This is a genomic window from Pseudomonas sp. ZY71, assembly GCF_036542145.1.
Lineage (GTDB): Bacteria > Pseudomonadota > Gammaproteobacteria > Pseudomonadales > Pseudomonadaceae > Aquipseudomonas > Aquipseudomonas koreensis_A.
The window spans coordinates 1,855,690-1,875,949 of the sequence record NZ_CP144274.1 but is presented as its reverse complement, the minus strand read 5'-3'; the positions used below and the strand labels follow the sequence as shown (position 1 = coordinate 1,875,949).

The 20,260-nt window shown below is 57.7% G+C and carries 15 protein-coding genes; 2 read left to right on the top strand and 13 right to left on the bottom strand.

The window, feature by feature from the left end; genetic code table 11:
• Positions 1 to 384 precede the first annotated feature (384 nt).
• The 9 genes from sucD to sdhC all read right to left on the bottom strand — a co-directional run bounded on the left by sucD (position 385) and on the right by sdhC (position 11,726).
• Positions 385 to 1,266 carry a succinate--CoA ligase subunit alpha gene (sucD, locus tag VY732_RS08345; protein ID WP_008082972.1) on the bottom strand — a complete coding sequence of 294 codons (882 nt, stop codon included), beginning with the start codon at positions 1,264 to 1,266 and terminating at the stop codon, positions 385 to 387.
• Positions 1,266 to 2,432, bottom strand: coding sequence for an ADP-forming succinate--CoA ligase subunit beta (gene sucC / locus VY732_RS08340; protein ID WP_007919879.1), 1,167 nt, complete (start codon positions 2,430 to 2,432; stop codon positions 1,266 to 1,268). Before sucC ends, sucD begins: the two co-directional genes overlap by 1 nt.
• A gap of 182 nt (positions 2,433 to 2,614) precedes the next feature.
• Entirely contained in the window at positions 2,615 to 4,051 is a 1,437-nt protein-coding gene (gene lpdA / locus VY732_RS08335) for a dihydrolipoyl dehydrogenase (RefSeq protein WP_053118492.1), read from the bottom strand.
• A gap of 97 nt (positions 4,052 to 4,148) precedes the next feature.
• Complete coding sequence (gene odhB, locus VY732_RS08330) at positions 4,149 to 5,372, bottom strand: 2-oxoglutarate dehydrogenase complex dihydrolipoyllysine-residue succinyltransferase (protein ID WP_123592697.1); 1,224 nt, start codon at positions 5,370 to 5,372, stop codon at positions 4,149 to 4,151.
• A gap of 42 nt (positions 5,373 to 5,414) precedes the next feature.
• Positions 5,415 to 8,246, bottom strand: coding sequence for a 2-oxoglutarate dehydrogenase E1 component (locus VY732_RS08325; protein WP_077571705.1), 2,832 nt, complete (start codon positions 8,244 to 8,246; stop codon positions 5,415 to 5,417).
• A 251-nt stretch (positions 8,247 to 8,497) separates the two neighbouring features.
• Entirely contained in the window at positions 8,498 to 9,202 is a 705-nt protein-coding gene (locus VY732_RS08320; protein WP_077571704.1) for a succinate dehydrogenase iron-sulfur subunit, read from the bottom strand.
• Between the two features lie 11 nt (positions 9,203 to 9,213).
• Complete coding sequence (sdhA, locus tag VY732_RS08315; RefSeq protein WP_008077944.1) at positions 9,214 to 10,986, bottom strand: succinate dehydrogenase flavoprotein subunit; 1,773 nt, start codon at positions 10,984 to 10,986, stop codon at positions 9,214 to 9,216.
• Positions 10,987 to 10,989: 3 nt separating this feature from the next.
• Positions 10,990 to 11,358, bottom strand: coding sequence for a succinate dehydrogenase, hydrophobic membrane anchor protein (gene sdhD / locus VY732_RS08310; protein ID WP_003222999.1), 369 nt, complete (start codon positions 11,356 to 11,358; stop codon positions 10,990 to 10,992).
• Positions 11,352 to 11,726: a succinate dehydrogenase, cytochrome b556 subunit gene (sdhC, locus tag VY732_RS08305; RefSeq protein ID WP_017127965.1), complete on the bottom strand. Its 375-nt coding sequence runs from the start codon at positions 11,724 to 11,726 to the stop codon at positions 11,352 to 11,354. The genes sdhD and sdhC overlap by 7 nt, the downstream gene beginning before the upstream one ends.
• Before the next feature lie 363 nt (positions 11,727 to 12,089).
• Here sdhC and gltA point away from each other — a divergent pair, with 363 nt between their 5' ends.
• Positions 12,090 to 13,379, top strand: a complete 1,290-nt coding sequence (gene gltA / locus VY732_RS08300; RefSeq protein WP_003222994.1) for a citrate synthase — start codon at positions 12,090 to 12,092, stop codon at positions 13,377 to 13,379.
• A 1,395-nt stretch (positions 13,380 to 14,774) separates the two neighbouring features.
• Here gltA and VY732_RS08295 read toward each other — a convergent pair.
• The 3 genes from VY732_RS08295 to VY732_RS08285 all read right to left on the bottom strand — a co-directional run bounded on the left by VY732_RS08295 (position 14,775) and on the right by VY732_RS08285 (position 17,834).
• Entirely contained in the window at positions 14,775 to 16,433 is a 1,659-nt protein-coding gene (locus VY732_RS08295) for a cation acetate symporter (RefSeq protein WP_038363942.1), read from the bottom strand.
• The gene (locus VY732_RS08290) at positions 16,430 to 16,741 is read right to left on the bottom strand and encodes a DUF485 domain-containing protein (RefSeq protein ID WP_116032387.1); all 312 of its coding nucleotides are present in this window, start codon (positions 16,739 to 16,741) and stop codon (positions 16,430 to 16,432) included. Before VY732_RS08290 ends, VY732_RS08295 begins: the two co-directional genes overlap by 4 nt.
• A gap of 241 nt (positions 16,742 to 16,982) precedes the next feature.
• Positions 16,983 to 17,834, bottom strand: coding sequence for a glycine betaine ABC transporter substrate-binding protein (locus tag VY732_RS08285; RefSeq protein ID WP_034151546.1), 852 nt, complete (start codon positions 17,832 to 17,834; stop codon positions 16,983 to 16,985).
• Positions 17,835 to 18,120: 286 nt separating this feature from the next.
• Between VY732_RS08285 and VY732_RS08280 the strand changes: the two genes are divergently transcribed.
• Complete coding sequence (locus VY732_RS08280; protein ID WP_331695160.1) at positions 18,121 to 19,716, top strand: glycoside hydrolase family 17 protein; 1,596 nt, start codon at positions 18,121 to 18,123, stop codon at positions 19,714 to 19,716.
• Positions 19,717 to 19,813: 97 nt separating this feature from the next.
• On the opposite strand, the gene VY732_RS08275 is transcribed toward VY732_RS08280, so the two are convergent.
• Positions 19,814 to 20,182 (bottom strand): hypothetical protein, encoded by a 369-nt coding sequence (locus VY732_RS08275; protein ID WP_331695159.1) that lies wholly within the window; start codon positions 20,180 to 20,182, stop codon positions 19,814 to 19,816.
• Between the last annotated feature and the right edge of the window lie 78 nt (positions 20,183 to 20,260).

The following is a 20,260-nucleotide window of genomic DNA, read 5'->3' as shown; positions in this document are numbered from 1 at the left end:
TGAATCGGAATTTAGAGGGGGATTGCCCTGTGTAATTAGGGAAATGCTGTCGATCCGTATGGGACTGACCCTTAAAGCGCGTTGCATGCCTTGTGGGCGGCAGACGCAAAAATGGCTGCTAGCCTAACGAATTTGGCGTGTAAACGCACTGTTAGAGGGCGAACTATCCGATACGCGACGTTTCCGTGTCGCGTTTTTGCATGTAATTGGGTAGATGTCTATAAATCGCCTTCGCGAGCAAGCTCGCTCCCACATTGAAATGCGTACAAATGTGGGAGCGAGCTTGCTCGCGAAGGCGATATCACTGATGACGCAGGTGCCAGAAACGACAAAGGCCACCCGAAGGTGGCCTTTGTTTGGTGAAGCGTCAGCTAAGCGCGAGGCTTACTTGACAGCCCAACCAGTCAGCTCGGCCAGGGCCTTGCCGATGTCTGCCAGCGAACGCACGGTTTTAACGCCTGCGTCTTGCAGTGCAGCGAATTTCTCGTCTGCAGTGCCTTTGCCGCCAGAGATGATTGCGCCAGCATGGCCCATGCGCTTGCCCGGAGGAGCAGTCACACCAGCGATGTAGGAAACAACCGGCTTGGTCACGTGTGCCTTGATGTAGGCAGCCGCTTCTTCTTCAGCCGAACCGCCGATCTCACCGATCATCACGATCGCTTCGGTCTTCGGGTCTTCCTGGAACAGCTTCAGGATGTCGATGAAGTTCGAACCCGGGATCGGGTCACCACCGATGCCGACGCAAGTCGACTGACCGAAACCGGCGTCAGTGGTCTGCTTCACAGCTTCGTAGGTCAGGGTGCCGGAACGCGAAACGATACCGACCTTGCCTGGCAAGTGAATGTGACCTGGCATGATGCCGATCTTGCACTCGCCCGGAGTGATAACGCCTGGGCAGTTAGGGCCGATCAGGACTACGCCCAGCTCGTCGCACTTAACTTTAGCGTCCAGCATGTCCAGGGTAGGAATGCCTTCGGTGATGCAGACGATCAGCTTGATGCCGCCGAATGCCGCTTCCAGGATCGAATCTTTGCAGAAAGGAGCCGGAACGTAGATCACGGAAGCGGTAGCGCCAGTGGCTTCTACTGCGTCTTTAACGGTGTTGAACACTGGCAGACCCAGGTGCTCGGTGCCGCCTTTGCCAGGAGTAACGCCACCAACCATTTTGGTGCCGTATTCGATGGCTTGCTGGGTGTGGAAACTACCTTGCGAACCGGTAATACCCTGGCAGATAACTTTGGTGTCTTTATTGATCAGGACGCTCATTATTTGCCCTCCGCAGCTTTGACAACTTGTTGAGCAGCGTCGGTCAGGCTGGTAGCAGCGATGATGTTCAAACCGCTTTCTGCCAGTACTTTAGCGCCCAGCTCAGCGTTGTTGCCTTCAAGGCGAACAACAACCGGGATTTTCACGCCGACTTCTTTCACAGCGCCGATGATGCCTTCGGCAATCATGTCGCAGCGAACGATGCCGCCGAAGATGTTGACCAGTACTGCAGCGACGTTGGTGTCGGACAGGATGATCTTGAACGCTTCAGTTACGCGTTCTTTGGTAGCGCCACCACCTACGTCGAGGAAGTTGGCTGGCTTGCCGCCATGCAGGTTGACGATGTCCATGGTACCCATGGCCAGGCCAGCACCGTTGACCATGCAGCCGATGTTGCCTTCCAGTGCTACGTAGTTCAGTTCGAACTTGGCAGCGTGCGCTTCGCGCGGATCGTCTTGCGACGGATCGTGGAAAGTCTTCAGCTTAGGCTGACGGTACATTGCGTTGGCGTCGATGTTGATCTTGGCGTCCAGGCAGTGCAGATCGCCGTCAGCCTTGATCACCAGCGGGTTCACTTCCAGCAGAGCCAGGTCGTGATCCTTGAACAGTTTGGCCAGACCTACGAAGATCTTGGCGAACTGAGCAACCTGCTTGCCTTCCAGACCCAGCTGGAATGCCAGCTCGCGACCCTGGAATGGCTGAGCGCCAACCAGTGGATCGATAGTGGCCTTGAGAATTTTTTCTGGAGTGTCGTGAGCGATTTTCTCGATGTCCACGCCACCTTCGGTGGAAGCCATGAACACGATGCGACGGCTCGAACGGTCAACGACAGCGCCCAGGTACAGCTCTTTAGCGATATCAGTGCACGATTCAACCAGGATCTTGGTGACTGGCTGGCCATTGGCGTCAGTCTGGTAAGTCACCAGACGCTTGCCCAGCCACTGCTGTGCGAAGGCTTTGGCGTCTTCTTTGCTGCGAACCAGCTTGACGCCGCCCGCTTTACCGCGACCACCGGCGTGGACCTGGGCTTTGACAACCCACTCGCTGCCGCCGATTTTGTCGCAAGCTTCTGCTGCTGCTTCCGGGGTGTCTACTGCGTAACCAGTGGAAACTGGCAGGCCGTATTCAGCGAACAGCTGCTTACCCTGATACTCGTGAAGATTCATGCTTTTTACCGTCTTCGTTAGGTACTGCGCATTCGGCGCTGCGCTCGTTTGAGTGCCGCGCCACCTGTGACTGCTGCTTGCGTAGCTGAGCTACGCAAGACTGCGTCCAGCGGACATTCCGCGGTGAGACTTGCTCGCAAGGCTCACGACGGGCCGTTACCGCCGTGGTTTCTTATTGTGTCTTAACGCTTCTTGCGATTGGCAATGTGGATGGCGCCGCCATTCACAGCCAGAGCAGCTTCGTGCAAGGCTTCAGACAGGGTCGGATGGGAGAAAACCATCATGCCCAGGTCTTCAGCGCTGGTGCCGAATTCCATACCGATCGCGCCCTGCTGAACCAGTTCTGCAGCGCTCGGGCCGATCACGTGCACGCCCAATACGCGGTCAGTCTTGGCATCAGCGATGACCTTGACGAAACCACCGGTATCGTTGGCGGCCATGGCACGGCCGGAAGCGGCGAACGGGAAGGTGCCGACGTTAACTTCAACGCCTTCAGCTTTCAAGGCCTGCTCGGTTTTGCCAACCCACGCGATTTCCGGGTGAGTATAAATAACCGAAGGGATCAGGTCATAGTTCATCTGGGCTTTGTGGCCCTTGATGCGCTCGACAACCATGATGCCTTCTTCGGATGCCTTGTGCGCCAGCATCATGCCGCGAACCACGTCACCAATGGCGAAAACGCCCGGTACGGTGGTCGCGCAGTGATCGTCAACGTGCACGAAACCGCGCTCGTCGAGGGTCACGCCGCTGTCGGAAGCCAGCAGATCAGTGGTCACCGGACGGCGACCAACGGCTACGATCAGCTTGTCGAAAGTGATGGTCTGTTCGCCGTTGGCATCGGTGTAGTTCACAACGACTTCGTCGCCGTTGACTTTCGAGCCGGTTACGCGAGCGCCCAGTTTGATGTCCAGACCTTGTTTGGTCAGGGTTTTCAGCGCTTCCTTGGAAACAGCGGTGTCCGCTGCCATCAGGAAGGTGTCCAGAGCTTCCAGGACAACCACTTCAGAACCCAGACGCGACCACACCGAACCCAGTTCCAGGCCGATCACGCCAGCGCCGATCACGCCCAGACGCTTAGGTACGGTCTGGAATTCCAGAGCGCCAGTCGAATCGACGATGACGTTCTGATCGACCGGAGCCGGTGGAATGTCGATCGGACGCGAACCTGGAGCCAGGATGACGTTTTCCGCTTCGATGACTTCAACCGAGCCGTCTGGCTTGGTGACTTCGACTTTCTTGCCAGCCAGCAGTTTGCCGTGACCCTGGATCGAAGTAACGCCGTTGGCCTTGAACAGGGTGGCAACGCCGCCGGTCAGGTTCTTGACGATGCCAGCCTTGCGGCCAACCATCGCAGCGACGTCCATCTTGACTTCGCCGGTCGAGATACCGTGAACGTTGAAGCTTTCTTTCGCTTCCTTGTATTTCCAGGAACTGTCGAGCAGCGCCTTGGAAGGAATGCAGCCCACGTTCAGGCAGGTGCCGCCCAGGGCTTGCTTGCCTTCTGCGTCGGTGTACTTCTCGATGCAGGCAGTGGTCAGACCCAGCTGCGCGGCCTTGATGGCAGCCACGTAGCCACCAGGGCCAGCACCGATCACTACTACGTCAAATTTCTGCGACATTCAAAAAATCCTCTTTAGCGAAAAGCTTCAAGCCGCGCGCTCCAAGCCAAGCTGCCCTTTCCTGCAGCTTGAAACTTGAAGCCCGCGACTGCTTCTATCAGATATCCAGCAACAGACGAGCCGGATCTTCCAGCAGGTTCTTGATGGTCACCAGGAAGGTCACAGCTTCTTTGCCATCGATCAGACGGTGATCGTAGGACAGTGCCAGGTACATCATCGGACGGATAACGACCTGACCGTTGATGGCCATAGGACGCTGGATGATGTTGTGCATGCCCAGAATCGCTGCCTGCGGCGGGTTGACGATCGGGGTCGACATCATCGAACCGAAGGTACCACCGTTGGTGATGGTGAAGGTACCACCGGTCATCTCGTCCATCGACAATTTGCCGTCACGGGCTTTCTTGCCGAAAGTGGCGATGCCGCCTTCGATTTCAGCCAGGCTCATCAGCTCGGCGTTACGCAGAACCGGAACCACCAGGCCACGATCGCTGGAAACGGCAACGCCGATGTCCGCGTAGCCGTGGTAAACGATGTCGCCGCCGTCGATCGACGCGTTGACAGCCGGGAAGCGTTTCAGCGCTTCGGTAGCAGCCTTGACGAAGAACGACATGAAGCCCAGGCGTACGCCGTTGTGGGACTTCTCGAACAGGTCCTTGTACTTCGAACGCAGGGCCATGACTTCAGTCATGTCGACTTCGTTGAAAGTGGTCAGCATCGCCATGTTCGACTGTGCTTCAACCAGACGCTTGGCCACGGTGGCACGAACGCGGGTCATCGGTACGCGCTTCTCGATGCGGTCGCCAGCAGCGAACACAGGAGCAGCAGCCGATGGAGCAGCAGCCTTGGCAGGCGCGGCAGCCGGAGCGGCTTTCTTGGCAGCAACAGCAGCCACCACGTCTTCCTTGGTCACACGACCGCCTTTGCCGGTGCCGGCAACGGAAGCGATGTTGATGCCGTTTTCTTCAGCCAGCTTGCGCGCAGCAGGAGCAGCAACAGGATCGTCTTCGCCTTCGGCAGCAGCCGGTGCAGCGGCAGCAGTGGCCGGAGCAGCAGCGGCGGCTGGAGCAGCGGCAGCAGCGCCGCCCGCTTCGATGGAGCCCAGCACTTCGTCGGACAGAACGGTGTCGCCTTCATTCTTGACGATTGCGCCCAGCACGCCGTCGGCGGTAGCCAGAACTTCCAGTACGACTTTGTCAGTTTCGATGTCGACGATCAGGTCGTCACGCTTGACGGCGTCGCCCGGTTGCTTGTGCCAGGTGGCAACGGTGCCATCGGCAACCGATTCCGGGAAAGTGGGGGCTTTGATCTCGATAGCCATTATCTGTAGTTCCTTAAATTCGGTTTCAGGTGCGCGAAGGCGTTAAATGGTAAACGCGTCTTGCAGGAGTTTTTCCTGCTGCTCGGCGTGCATCGATGCGTAACCACAAGCTGGGGCAGCAGAAGCCTCACGGCCCGCGTACTCAAGTACGAGAGACTTGTCGAGGTTCCCGATGCTGCGACGCAAGTGGTGCTGGCTGCAGTACCAGGCGCCCTGGTTCATCGGCTCTTCCTGACACCAAACGGCATTTTTGACGTTGGTGTATGGAGCCAGGACTTCTTTCAAGTCGTCCTCAGGGAATGGGTACAGCTGCTCGATACGCACGATGGCGATATCTTCACGGCCTTCGGCACGGCGTTTTTCCAGCAGGTCGTAGTAGACCTTGCCGCTACACAGAACAACACGCTCGACCTTTTTCGGGTCCAGAGTATCGATTTCCGGGATCACGGTCTGGAACGAACCTTCGGCCAGATCTTCCAGGGTCGAGATGGCCAGCTTGTGGCGCAGCAGCGACTTCGGCGTCAGCACGATCAACGGCTTGCGCAGCGGACGAATCACCTGACGACGCAGCAAGTGGTAGATCTGTGCTGGCGTGGTCGGTACCGCTACCTGAATGTTGTGCTCGGCGCACAGTTGCAGGTAACGCTCAAGACGTGCCGAGCTGTGCTCAGGGCCCTGACCTTCGTAACCGTGTGGCAGCAACATGGTCAGACCGCAGAGACGGCCCCACTTGTGCTCGCCGCTGGTGATGAACTGGTCGATTACAACCTGTGCACCGTTGGCGAAGTCGCCGAACTGGGCTTCCCAGATCACCAGCGCATCCGGCGTGGTGGTCGAGTAACCGTATTCGAATGCCAGTACCGCTTCTTCCGACAGGAACGAGTCGTACAGGTCAAAGCGTGGCTGACCGTCGTACAGGTGCTGCAACGGAATGTAGGTGCCCGCGTCTTTCTGGTTGTGCAACACAGCGTGACGGTGCGAGAACGTACCGCGGCCGATGTCCTGACCGGTCATGCGAATCGGGTGACCTTCGAACGCCAGGGTCGCGTACGCCATGGTTTCAGCGTAACCCCAGTTGATCGGCAGGCCGCCGGCTTGCATCTTCTGACGGTCTTCGTAGATCTTCGAAACCTGACGCTGAACCACGAAGCCTTCCGGAATTTCCAGCAGCTTGGCGGACAGTTCTTGCAGGGTCTTCAGATCAAAGCGGGTGTCGTGACGCGCAGTCCAGGCGTGGCCCAGATACGGACGCCAGTCCACGAACAACTCTTTGTTCGGCTCTTTGACCAGCGATTTCACGACGTGCAGACCGTTGTCCAGCGCGTTGCGGTATTCGTCGACTTTCGCCTGAACACGCTCTGCGTCCAGCACACCGCCCTGGGTCAGACGATCAGCGTACAGCTCACGGGTGGTGCGCTGCTTGGTGATCTGCTGATACATCAGAGGCTGGGTACCGCTTGGCTCGTCGGCCTCGTTGTGGCCGCGACGACGGTAGCAGACCAGGTCGATCACCACGTCACGCTTGAACTGCATGCGGTAGTCGATGGCCAGCTGGGTCACGAACAACACGGCTTCCGGATCATCACCATTCACATGGAGGATCGGCGCCTGGATCATCTTCGCAACGTCGGTGGCGTACTCGGTGGAACGCGAGTCCAGCGGGTTGCTGATGGTGAAACCAACCTGGTTGTTGATCACGATGTGCACGGTACCGCCGGTTTTGAAACCGCGGGTCTGCGACATCTGGAAGGTTTCCATGACCACGCCCTGACCTGCGAATGCAGCGTCACCGTGGATGGAGATCGGCAGAACCTTCTCACCGGTCGGGTCGTTACGACGATCCTGACGGGCGCGAACCGAACCTTCTACCACGGGGGAAACGATTTCCAGGTGGGACGGGTTGAACGCCATGGCCAGGTGAACTTCACCGCCGGCGGTCATCACGTTGGACGAGAAGCCCTGGTGATACTTAACGTCACCGGAACCCAGCTCGACCTTCTTCTTGCCTTCGAACTCGTCGAACAGCTCGCGCGGGTTCTTGCCGAAGGTGTTGACCAGTACGTTCAGACGGCCACGGTGGGCCATGCCGATGACGACTTCCTTGGTGCCGTAGGAACCGGAACGCTGGATCAGTTCGTCGAGCATCGGAATCAGGCTTTCGCCGCCTTCCAGACCGAAACGCTTGGTGCCCGGGTATTTGGTGCCCAGGTATTTTTCCAGGCCTTCACCGGCGGTCACGCGCTCAAGCAGGTGGCTCTTGATGTCGGCGGAGTACGTCGGACGACCACGCACGCTTTCCAGACGCTGCTGGAACCACTGGCGCTGCTCGGAATCGGTGATGTGCGTAAATTCAGCGCCGATGGTGCGGCAATATGTCTGCTGCAACGCTTCGTGAATTTCGCGTAGGCTCGCTTCCTCTTTGCCGATGAACAGGTCGCCGGCACGGAAGGTCGTATCAAGATCGGCATTGGTCAAGCCGTAATGATTGATCGACAGGTCTGCAGGTGCAGGACGCTGCCACAGCCCCAGCGGGTCAAGCTGGGCTGCCTGGTGGCCACGCATACGGTAGGCTTGGATCAATCGCAACACTTCAACTTGCTTCTTCTCGTGCTCACTGCTCACGCTCCCGGCGGAAACCGGTTGAGCGCGGCGCTGGTTCTTTGCCAGCAGCACGAAATGATCGCGAATTGTGGAGTGCGAAACATCAGTGGCAGAGTTGCCGTCGGCAGGCAACTTCTGAAAGTAGGTGCGCCACTCTTCTGGCACAGCGTTAGGGTCGTGCAGGTAGAGCTCATAAAGCTCTTCCACATAGGCAGCGTTTCCACCTGAAAGGTAGGCGCTGTTCCACATGCGCTGCATCACGCTTTCTTGCATGCTTGGTCACCCTCGGTTAGGGGAACACCATCGATGTCGACACCGAGCAAACTTGCAGAAGTCCGAATGCAGCGACTAAAACAAGCCACTTAGGATCACACTGATAGTCCGGGTACCAGCCCGGATGCCCCTGCTTGTCTCATTTCTTCAAAATAAGAGCGGCAGCTTGTGGCTACTGCTCTGGTTATAGCCATGACGCGGGTTGAAGCCCGCGCCACAGCCTCTACGGTACAGCGGTTACAGCAGCTGAATCACACGCCGCTCGAAAGCAGCATGTTACGGATGTGACCGATGGCCTTAGTCGGGTTCAGGCCTTTCGGACATACGTTGACGCAGTTCATGATGCCCCGGCAGCGGAAGACGCTGAACGGGTCATCGAGCGAAGCCAGACGCTCGCTGGTCTTGGTGTCACGGCTGTCTGCCAGGAAGCGATAAGCTTGCAGCAGTGCAGCTGGACCCAGGAACTTGTCCGGGTTCCACCAGAAGGACGGGCACGAAGTCGAGCAGCAAGCGCACAGGATGCACTCGTACAGACCGTCGAGCTTTTCACGCTCTTCTGGCGACTGCAGACGCTCGATGGCCGGAGCCGGCGTGTCGTTCTGCAGGTAAGGCTTCACCTTCTCGTATTGCTTGTAGAAGATGCTCATATCGACGACCAGGTCACGGATAACCGGCAAACCTGGCAGTGGACGAACGATCAGCTTGTTACCTTTTACAACGGCAGACAGCGGCGTGATGCACGCCAGACCGTTCTTGCCGTTGATGTTCATGCCGTCGGAACCACAAACGCCTTCACGGCAAGAGCGACGATAGGAGAAACCTTCGTCCTGCTCTTTGATCAGGGCCAGTACGTCCAGCACCATCAGATCTTTACCACCGGTATCGATCTGGAATTCCTGCATGAACGGCGCGGCGTCCTGATCAGGGTTGTAACGATAAACGCTGACTTGCAACATGGCGGCCACCCTTAATAAGTCCGAATCTTAGGTTCAAAAGTCGGAACAGTCTTCGGCGAGAAGTTCACGGCACGCTTGGTGACGCGCTTGTCACCCGGGAAGTACAGGGTGTGGCACAGCCAGTTTTCGTCGTCACGGTCTTCGAAGTCTTCACGGGCGTGAGCACCGCGCGACTCTTTGCGGACTTCAGCGGCGATGGCGGTAGCTTCAGCCACTTCCAGCAGGTTTTGCAGTTCCAGCGCTTCGATACGGGCAGTGTTGAACGCCTGCGACTTATCGTTGATTTTCACATTGGCGATGCGGGTACGCAGGTCAGCAAGCTGAGCGATACCTTTCTGCATGTATTCGCCAGTACGGAATACACCGAAGTAGTTCTGCATGCAGTTCTGCAGCTCGCGACGCAGGGTAGCCACGTCTTCGCCATCAGTACGGCTGTTCAGCGCGTTCAGACGCGACAGGGCAGCTTCGATGTCGGCTTCGGTAGCGTCGTCGTATTCGATGCCGTCGGTCAGGGCTTTTTCCAGGTGCAGGCCGGCAGCGCGGCCGAATACCACCAGGTCGAGCAGCGAGTTGCCGCCCAGACGGTTGGCACCGTGAACCGACACGCAAGCCACTTCGCCCACAGCGAACAGACCAGGAATGATCTTGTCGACGCCTTCAGCGTCCTGGGTGATCGCCTGACCATGAATGTTGGTGGCAACGCCGCCCATCATATAGTGGCAAGTCGGAACAACCGGAACCGGCGCAACAACCGGGTCAACGTGAGCGAAAGTCTTCGACAGTTCGCAGATGCCTGGCAGACGGCTGTGCAGTACTTCCTCGCCCAGGTGGTCGAGTTTGAGCAGTACGTGGTCGCCATTCGGGCCGCAACCGTTGCCGGCGATGATTTCTTTAACCATCGAGCGAGCAACCACGTCACGACCGGCAAGGTCTTTGGCGTTCGGAGCATAACGCTCCATGAAACGCTCGCCGTGTTTGTTGATCAGGTAACCACCTTCACCACGGCAACCTTCGGTCACCAGTACACCGGCGCCGGCGATGCCGGTCGGGTGGAACTGCCACATTTCGATGTCTTGTACCGGCACGCCAGCACGCAGAGCCATGCCGACGCCGTCACCGGTGTTGATCAGGGCGTTGGTGGTGGAAGCGTAGATACGACCTGCACCGCCGGTAGCCAATACGGTGGCCTTGGCGCGGATGTAGGTGGTTTCGCCGGTTTCGATGCAGATCGCGATCACACCGACGAAGTCGCCTTCCTGGTTTTTCACCAGGTCGACAGCGTAGTACTCGTTCAGGAACGTGGTACCGGCTTTCAGGTTGCCCTGATAAAGGGTGTGCAGCAGCGCGTGACCGGTACGGTCGGAAGCGGCGCACGTACGGGCAGCCTGCCCGCCTTTGCCGTAGTCCTTGGACTGACCACCGAACGGACGCTGGTAGATTCGGCCCTGTTCGGTACGCGAGAACGGCATGCCCATGTGGTCCAGCTCATAAACAGCAGCCGGGCCTTCCTGACACATGTATTCGATAGCGTCCTGGTCACCAATGTAGTCGGAACCCTTGACGGTATCGTACATGTGCCAGCGCCAGTCATCGTTCGGGTCAGCGGACGCGATTGCGCACGTGATGCCGCCCTGAGCGGATACGGTGTGCGAACGGGTCGGGAAAACCTTGGTGATCACGGCAGTCTTGTGACCGCCCTGTGCCAGTTGCAGCGCAGCGCGCATGCCGGCACCGCCACCACCAATAATGATGGCGTCGAAAGAAATCGTTGGAATGTTAGCCATGACTCAGATACCCCAGAGAATCTGCACACCCCAGACGAAGTAAGCGAACATCGCAACGCCGCATACCGCCTGGAAAAGGAAACGTATCGCCGTTGCGGACTTGCCGAACGCCATTGGCGTCAGGTAGTCAGTCGCGATGGTCCACATGCCGACCCAGGCGTGAGCGCCGAGAGCAACAAGGGCCAGGAGGCTGAAAATACGCATCCCGTTGTGGGCGAACAGTTCATGCCACTGGGCATACTCGAGGCCAGGGTGGGCCACGACGTATCCGATCAGAAAGATGAAGTAAGCCGCGAGAACGACCGCAGACACACGTTGCGCCATCCAGTCATAGAGGCCCGAACGCGACAGGTTCGTGACGTTAGTTACCATATCCAAACTCCTGCCAGAACGATTACCACCACGGAAACGGCGATAACGATTTTCGAGCCCAGTTTGCCGCCTTCCAGCGTCTCACCGATGCCCATGTCCATGATCAAATGGCGCACACCGGCTACCAGGTGATACAGCAGAGCGGACAGGATGCCCCAAATCACTAGCTTGGCTAGCGGACTGGTCAGACACGCTTTCACCTGACCGAAGCCTTCCTCGGAGCTCAGCGACTTGTCCAATGCGTAAAGCATGATGGCCAGGCTGACAAAGAGGATGACACCGGAGATACGGTGAAGAATGGACGTGTAAGCAGTGACTGGGAGTTTGATGGTCCTTAGGTCTAGGTTTACAGGTCGTTGGCTTTTCACGGCTTTTTTTTCACACTGAAGAGCCCCTAACAATCAGGGCAAAGTTGTTGGGGAGTGCACTGGTCAGGTAACCACCACCCAGGGATGCGACCCCCAATGAAAGCAAGCCCAAAAGCCCTTGGCGGTCGGTGGCCGAGTATAGACAGTTAGGCTACTAATGACAACGCAATCACCTACCCCAAATAGCTGATTGCACAAGTCGTATAAAAGGCGTAAATGGCAGTCAATTTCGAGGAAAAAGTGCGCTTAAAGCCTTCTGGAGCAAGACTTTAGGCAAATTGACATTCGAATTTATCTCACTATAGTGGTGCGGGCCCTGCGTGGGGGGTCTGTCTGATGGTTCAAGCATAAATAGGAGGCCACATGGCTGACAAAAAAGCGCAGTTGATCATCGAGGGCGCAGCCCCCGTCGAGCTGCCCATTTTAACCGGCACCGTTGGTCCCGATGTAATCGATGTTCGGGGCCTGACGGCCACGGGCCGCTTCACTTTCGACCCTGGTTTCATGTCGACCGCCTCGTGCGAATCGAAGATCACCTATATCGACGGCGACAACGGCATTCTGTTGCACCGCGGCTACCCGATCGAACAGCTGGCTGAAAAATCGGACTACCTGGAAACCTGCTACCTGCTGCTCAACGGCGAACTGCCGACCGCAGAGCAGAAGGCCCAGTTCGTCAGCACCGTGAAAAACCACACCATGGTTCACGAGCAGTTGAAAACCTTCTTCAACGGTTTCCGTCGCGACGCCCACCCGATGGCCGTCATGTGCGGTGTAGTCGGCGCCCTCTCGGCCTTCTACCACGACTCCCTCGACATCAATAACCCGCAGCATCGCGAAATCTCCGCGATCCGTCTGGTTGCGAAGATGCCGACCCTGGCAGCGATGGTTTACAAGTACTCCATGGGCCAACCCATGATGTACCCGCGCAACGACCTGACGTACGCGGAAAACTTCCTGCACATGATGTTCAACACCCCGTGCGAGATCAAACCGATCAGCCCGGTGCTCGCCAAGGCCATGGACCGGATCTTCATCCTCCACGCCGACCACGAGCAGAACGCGTCGACTTCCACCGTACGTCTGGCCGGTTCTTCGGGTGCCAACCCGTTCGCCTGTATCGCCGCCGGTATCGCCGCACTGTGGGGCCCTGCCCACGGCGGTGCGAACGAAGCCGTGCTGACCATGCTTGACGAGATTGGCGATGTGTCGAACATCGACAAGTTCATCGCCAAGGCCAAGGACAAGAACGATCCGTTCAAACTGATGGGCTTCGGTCACCGCGTTTACAAGAACCGCGACCCTCGCGCGACTGTAATGAAGCAGACCTGCGACGAAGTACTGAAGGAACTGGGCATCAACAACGATCCGCAACTCGAACTGGCCATGCGCCTGGAAGAGATTGCGTTGACTGACCCGTACTTCATCGAACGCTCGCTGTACCCGAACGTCGATTTCTACTCGGGGATTATCCTCAAGGCGATCGGCATTCCAACCAGCATGTTCACCGTGATTTTCGCGCTGGCACGTACTGTTGGCTGGATTTCGCACTGGAAAGAGATGCTCTCCAGCCCGTACAAGATTGGCCGGCCGCGCCAGCTGTACACCGGCTACGAGTCGCGTGACATTACCAAGCTGGAAGACCGCAAATAAGACCTGTCTTGCGATAACGTCTTGAAGTTGTACCGGGAACGGCCTCTATTTATATAGGGGCCGTTTTTGTTTGCCTGGGGTTTGGGGTTTGGGGTTTGGGATTTTGGGTTTTGGGTTTTGGGTTTTGGGTTTTGGGTTTTGGGTTTTGGGTTTTGGGTTTTGGTTTTGGGTTTTGGGTTTTGGGTTTTGGGTTTTGGGTTTTGGGTTTTGGGTTTTGGGTTTTGGGTTTTGGGATTTGGGATTGGGGGCATATCCGTTGCTGCGGGTGTTGCCGCTGGCGGTTTCGCTCTTACAGCGACTCACTTTTCCAGACGCCGAAAAGTAAGCAAAAGGCTTTGCCCCTGGCGTACGGCACTTCGCTGAGGCTCAGTGTTCCCTCGCTACGGCGTCCATCAGGGGGCATCGCCTACGGTTTGCTTCGCTGCACCTCCTCTCGATGAATGCGGCTGCGCCGCACGGCGCTGCGCGCCTACCCCCTGATGAACACCTACGCTCGACCTGCCGAAAGGGGCAAAAGATCAAAAGCCAAAGCTAAAGCCAAAGCAAGATCACAAGCCCCTCACCCTAACCCTCTCCCGGAGGGAGAGGGGACTGATAGCGGTGTTTGGGGGAGGTACGCCGACGTGAAATACCGAGTCGAACTCAGATTTTTGAAACAGATCAAAAGCCCCTCACCCTAGCCCTCTCCCGGAGGGAGAGGGGACTGACCGCGTGGACTGGAAGAGATACGCCGACGTGCGATACCGAGTCGAACTCAGATTCTGAAACAGATCAAAAGCCCCTCACCCTAGCCCTCTCCCGGAGGGAGAGGGGACTGACCGAGGTGATTGCGAGAGTTACGCCGACGTGCAATACCGCGTTGAATTCCGGCCTTGATAAGACCACAAATCGGCTCCCTCTCCCTGGGGAGAGGGCTGGGGTGAGGGGCAAATCCACCACAAAACCAAAGCCGAACACGCTGTTGCTCTTCACCACTCAACAGGATGAGCGTTAGCTCGGCTGCAGCTTTTGATCTGTAAGGCGACGTCGGAAGGCTGAGTGGAGGGATTGATCCGGGCGTGGGAGCGCAGCGACCGTTTGGCGAAGCCAAACACAGCGAGAGGAGGTGCAGCGAAGCAAACCGTAGGCGCTGCGCCCGGATCGATCCCGCAGCGAAGGAACCCCGAGCCCCAGCGAGCGGGCCGTACGTAGGAGCAAGCGTTTTTTGCTTACTTTTTTTGGCGTTTGAAAAAAAGTGAGTCGCCGTAAGGGCGAAACCCTAAGCCGCCGTTACCGCAGCAACAGATATGTACACGATCCGAACAAAAAACAAGGCCTGCCCGATAACCGCCCACAAAAAATGCCCCGATCTCTCAACCGGGGCATTCAGCAAACATTTAAACAAGCATCAAGCGATCAATGCGAAACCGCCCCACTCGCCCCCAACCCCGTCTGCGAACGCACAAATTGCGGGAAGAACAACGCCCGCTCCTTGTCCGCAGCCGCCGACTTGTCGGTAATCGAGAAGAACCAGATCCCGACAAAGGCAATGATCATCGAGAACAACGCCGGATACTCGTAAGGGAAGATCGCCTTCTCATGATGCAGAATCTGCACCCAGATGGTCGGCCCAAGGATCATCAAACCAACGGCACTGACCAGCCCCAACCAGCCGCCAATCATCGCACCACGAGTGGTCAACTTCTTCCAGTACATCGAAAGCAACAGCACCGGGAAGTTACAGCTCGCCGCGATCGAGAACGCCAGACCAACCATGAACGCAATGTTCTGGCTTTCGAACAGGATGCCCAAGCCAATCGCCAGCACCGCCAAGGCAATGGTGGTGATCTTCGAGACACGAATCTCGTCCTTCTCGTTCGCCTTGCCCTTTTTGATCACACTGGCATACAGGTCGTGAGAAACCGCCGAAGCACCCGCCAGCGTCAGACCGGCAACAACCGCCAGAATGGTCGCGAACGCCACCGCCGAGATAAAGCCGAGGAAGATACTGCCACCGACCGCGTTGGCCAGGTGCACCGCCGCCATGTTGTTGCCGCCCAACAGCGCGCCAGCAGCATCTTTGAAGGCCGGGTTAGTGCTGACCAGCAGGATCGCGCCGAAGCCGATGATGAAGGTCAGGATGTAGAAGTAACCGATGAAGCCAGTTGCGTAGAGCACGCTTTTGCGAGCTTCTTTTGCGTCACTCACGGTGAAGAAGCGCATCAGAATGTGTGGCAGGCCAGCCGTACCGAACATCAGCGCCAGACCCAGCGAGAATGCCGAAATCGGATCCTTGACCAGACCGCCCGGGCTCATGATCGCTTCGCCCTTGGCGTGAACCTTGATCGCTTCGGAGAACAGTGTGTTGAAGTCGAAGCCTACGTGCTTCATGACCATCAGCGCCATGAACGAGGCACCGGACAGCAACAGCACAGCCTTGATGATCTGCACCCAAGTGGTCGCCAGCATGCCGCCGAACAGCACGTACATGCACATCAGCACACCGACCAGAATCACCGCGACGTGGTAGTCCAGACCGAACAACAGCTGGATCAGCTTGCCGGCACCGACCATTTGCGCAATCAGGTAGAACGCCACCACCACCAGCGAACCGCAGGCAGACAGGGTGCGGATCTGGGTTTGCCCGAGGCGGTAGGACGCCACGTCGGCAAAGGTGTATTTACCCAGGTTACGCAGGCGCTCGGCGATCAGGAACAGAATGATCGGCCAGCCCACCAGGAAGCCGATCGAGTAGATCAGGCCATCGTAGCCGGAGGTGAACACCAGCGCGGAAATCCCCAGGAAGGACGCCGCCGACATGTAGTCACCGGCAATCGCCAGACCGTTCTGGAAACCGGTGATCTTGCCGCCCGCCGCATAGTAGTCGGCCGCCGAGTTGTTTTTCTTCGAGGCCCAGTAGGTGATGTACAGCGTCGCACCGACGAACGCCACGAACATCAGGATCGCCGGAATGTTCAGCGGCTGTTTGGCCACCTCCCCCGTCAGTGCGTCAGCCGCCCAGACACCCGGCGCGAAAGCCGCAACACTCAATAAAGCCAGTAGACGCCGGATCATTGCTGAGCCTCCTTGAGAATCGCATTGTTCAGGTCGTCAAACTCGCCATTGGCGCGGCGCACGTAGATAGCGGTGAGGATGAATGCCGAAAGAATCAGTCCGACACCGATCGGAATACCCCAGGTAATCGAGGACTCAGGACTGAGTTTCGCGCCCAGAATATGTGGCCCGTAAGCGATCAAAAGGATGAAGCCAGAGTAAAGCCCGAGCATGATCGCCGAGAGTATCCAGGCGAACTTTTCCCTTTTCTGAACCAGCTCCTTGAATCGGGGACTGTTTTGAATCGAGAGGTAAATGCTGTCGTTCATTGTTTTTATCCTCGCAGCACAGATTATTGTTGGAACATAGCTAATGTATGCGGCTGCGGGAGCGGTAACAGACGACCTTAGTAGTAGAACGCCATGACACTTTTGCCAATTTCCGGTACACACAAAACAACTGTAGGAGTGAGCCTGCTCGCGATGGCGTCGTATCAGTCGACATTTTCATCAACTGACAGGACGCTATCGCGAGCAGGCTCACTCCTACAGGGGTACGGCGGTGAGGCGGTTATTTAGTCCAGTCAGCCACGCGATCCGGGTGTTTGGCCACCCAATCCTTGGCCGCGGCTTCAGGCTTGGCACCGTCCTGAATCGCCAGCATGACTTCGCCGATTTCGTCTTTCGACGCCCACTGGAAGTTCTTAAGGAACTTGGCCACTTCCGGCGCTTTGGTTGCCAGTTCTTTGCTGCCGATGCTGTTCACGGTTTCAGCTGCGCCGTATACGCCTTTCGGGTCGTCGAGGAAGCGCAGTTTCCACTTGGCGAACATCCAGTGCGGCACCCAGCCAGTGACGGCGATGGATTCGTTTTTCTTCTCGGCACGGGTCAGCTCGGCAATCATGCCGGCGCCGGAACTGGCTTTGAGGCTGTATTTGTCGAGACCGTAATCCTTGATCGCCTGATCAGTCTTGAGCATGACGCCCGAACCGGCGTCGATACCGACGATGCGATTTTTGAAGGTGTCATCGGTTTTCAGGTCTTCGATCGACTTGGCTTTTACATACTCCGGTACGATCAGGCCGATTTTTGCATCCTTGAAGTTCGGGCCGTAATCGACGACCAGATCCTTGTTCTTCGTCCAGTATTCGCCGTGGGTCACTGGCAGCCAGGCCGAGAGCATGGCGTCGAGTTTGCCGGTGGCCACGCCCTGCCACATGATCCCGGTGGCAACGGCCTGCAGTTTCACGTCGTAGCCGAGTTTCTGCTTGATCACTTCGGCCGCCACGTGAGTGGTCGCGACGCTGTCGGACCAGCCGTCAACGTAACCGATGTTCAGGGTCTGTTTTTCTGCACTGGCGAACGTGGAACTCATCGCAAGCACCAGAGCAGCACTTGCGCCTAAAAGTCGTCGCATCTTCATCGTTACTTCCCCGAAATGCTGCGCCCGACGGATGACGGGCGGCGTCAACGTATTGTTATGGTGCACAGCGCCCCCATCACGCCTGACCGCAAACTCGTTAGAACATCAGCGGAGTACTGACACTTCGATCATCGACCTGACGACAATAGCGACCTGCTCTGCCAGCGACCTCAAGGCAACGAGAAACGACATCAGAAGGCCATTAATTGCGACTATATAAATGACGCCAAATAATCCGCCCGAACTTTGCATGTCAAAATCATGCGGGCCACCAACCCCTCTATAAATGCAGGTAACATGCGTCGCTTTGCAGCCACTCGGCCTGACCATGTCCGCGACTTCCCGTTTTCCCTTTCTGCCTTATCTCTTCGCCTGCCTGCTGGGGCTGTTTGCACTGGGTGGCTTCTGGTACGGCCTCGGCCAACCGGTGATCCTGCCGGACGCAGCGACCCCAACGCATAAATTGCAGTGCGCCTCCTACACCCCGTTCGATAAAGATCAGTCGCCGTTCGACGTGCCGTTCAAACTGCGCCCGGAGCGCATGGACGCCGATCTCGCATTGCTGGCGACACGCTTTGAGTGCATTCGCACTTATTCGATGACGGGCCTTGAGGCGCTGCCGGATCTGGCGCGCAAACACGGCTTGAAATTGATGATCGGCGCGTGGGTCAACAGCAACCCGGTGGACACCGAGAAAGAAGTCGACCTGCTGATCAAATCGGCCAACGCCAACCCGGACGTGGTCAGCGCGGTAATCGTCGGCAACGAAGCCCTGCTGCGCAAAGAAGTCACCGGCGCGCAACTGGCGAAGCTGATCAATAAGGTCAAAAGCCAGGTCAAGCAACCGGTCACCTATGCCGATGTCTGGGAGTTCTGGCTCAAGCATCCGGAAATCGCGCCGGCGGTGGACTTCCTGACCATTCACCTGCTGCCGTACTGGGAAGATGATCCGTCGAACATCGACGTCGCCCTGCAGCATGTCGCGGATGTGCGCCAAGTGTTCGGCAATAAGTTCGCGCCGAAAGACGTAATGATCGGCGAAACCGGCTGGCCGAGCGAAGGCCGCCAGCGCGAGACCGCCCTGCCGAGCCGGGTCAACGGGGCCAAGTTCATTCGTGGTTTTGTCGCGATGGCCGAGAAGGAAGGCTGGCATTACAACCTGATCGAAGCGTTTGACCAGCCGTGGAAGCGCGGCAGTGAAGGCGCAGTCGGTGGCTATTGGGGCTTGTTTGACGCCGATCGTCAGGACAAGGGTGTGCTGGCCGGGCCGGTGACCAACGTGCCGTATTGGAAGGAATGGCTGGCGGTCGGTGGACTGATCTTCCTCGGCACGCTGATGCTTGGCGGTCGCGTTCGCACCACGCGTTCGGCGCTGGTATTGCCGCTGCTGGGCGCCCTCGCCGCCTGCTCCATCGGCGCCTGGGGTGATCTGGCGCGGGTGACTACGCGGTTTGCCAGTGAGTGGCTGTGGGTCGGCTTGCTGACGACGTTGAATCTGTTGGTGTTGGCACACGCTGCGCTGACGCTGAGCGCGCGTGCCGGCTGGCGTGAGCGGGCGTTCAATCTACTGGAGCGCCGTGCCGGCTGGCTGGTTGCGGCGGCAGGTTTTGCTGCGGCGGTGATGATGCTCGAGATGGTCTTCGATCCGCGTTATCGCAGTTTTGCGAGCATGGCGTTCGTGCTGCCGGCGCTGGTTTATCTGTGCCGTCCGGTCAGTGTGCCGCGTCGCGAGATTGCCCTGCTGACGTTTATTGTCGGGGCGGGGATTGCGCCGCAGTTGTATCAGGAAGGGTTGCAGAATCAGCAGGCGTGGGGTTGGGCGCTGGTAAGTGTGTTGATGGTGGCTGCTTTATGGCGCTGCCTTCGTGTTCGCAAGACCTGATTTTCAGCGAGGCTAAAGACCTCTTCGCGAGCAAGCTCGCTCCCACAGGAGAATGCATTCCAAATGTGGGAGCGAGCTTGCTCGCGAAGACTGCCTGTCAGGCGCTACGGGACTTACGGACCAGCCGCAACCCGGCAATCACCAACGCAAACACCGCCAACGTGGTGTTGTACAACGCCAGTGCCGGCACCCCAAACACCAGCGCCAGCACCGCCAGCCACCACCCGGCCCGCCCGGGCACGACAAAACCGATCAGCGCCGCGCCCAGTGCCGTCCAGCCCAGCACCTTGAAGTGAATCATCAAGCCCAGGTTCGAGCGCACCTGGCATTCCCAGCGACTGGCCTCATCCACGCAGATACCGACCCATTGCCCGTCCTCCATAAAGCCATAACGCGCGCCATAACTGGCAGCCAGCCACAACGGCAACAGAACGAGCAGCAGAATCACGGGCAAACGGCGGGACATGAAACACTCCAATCTTCGGAAATCGGCGGCCAGCTTAATCTGCCGCCAGCCGTGTGCAAGAACTAACAACTGTTAACT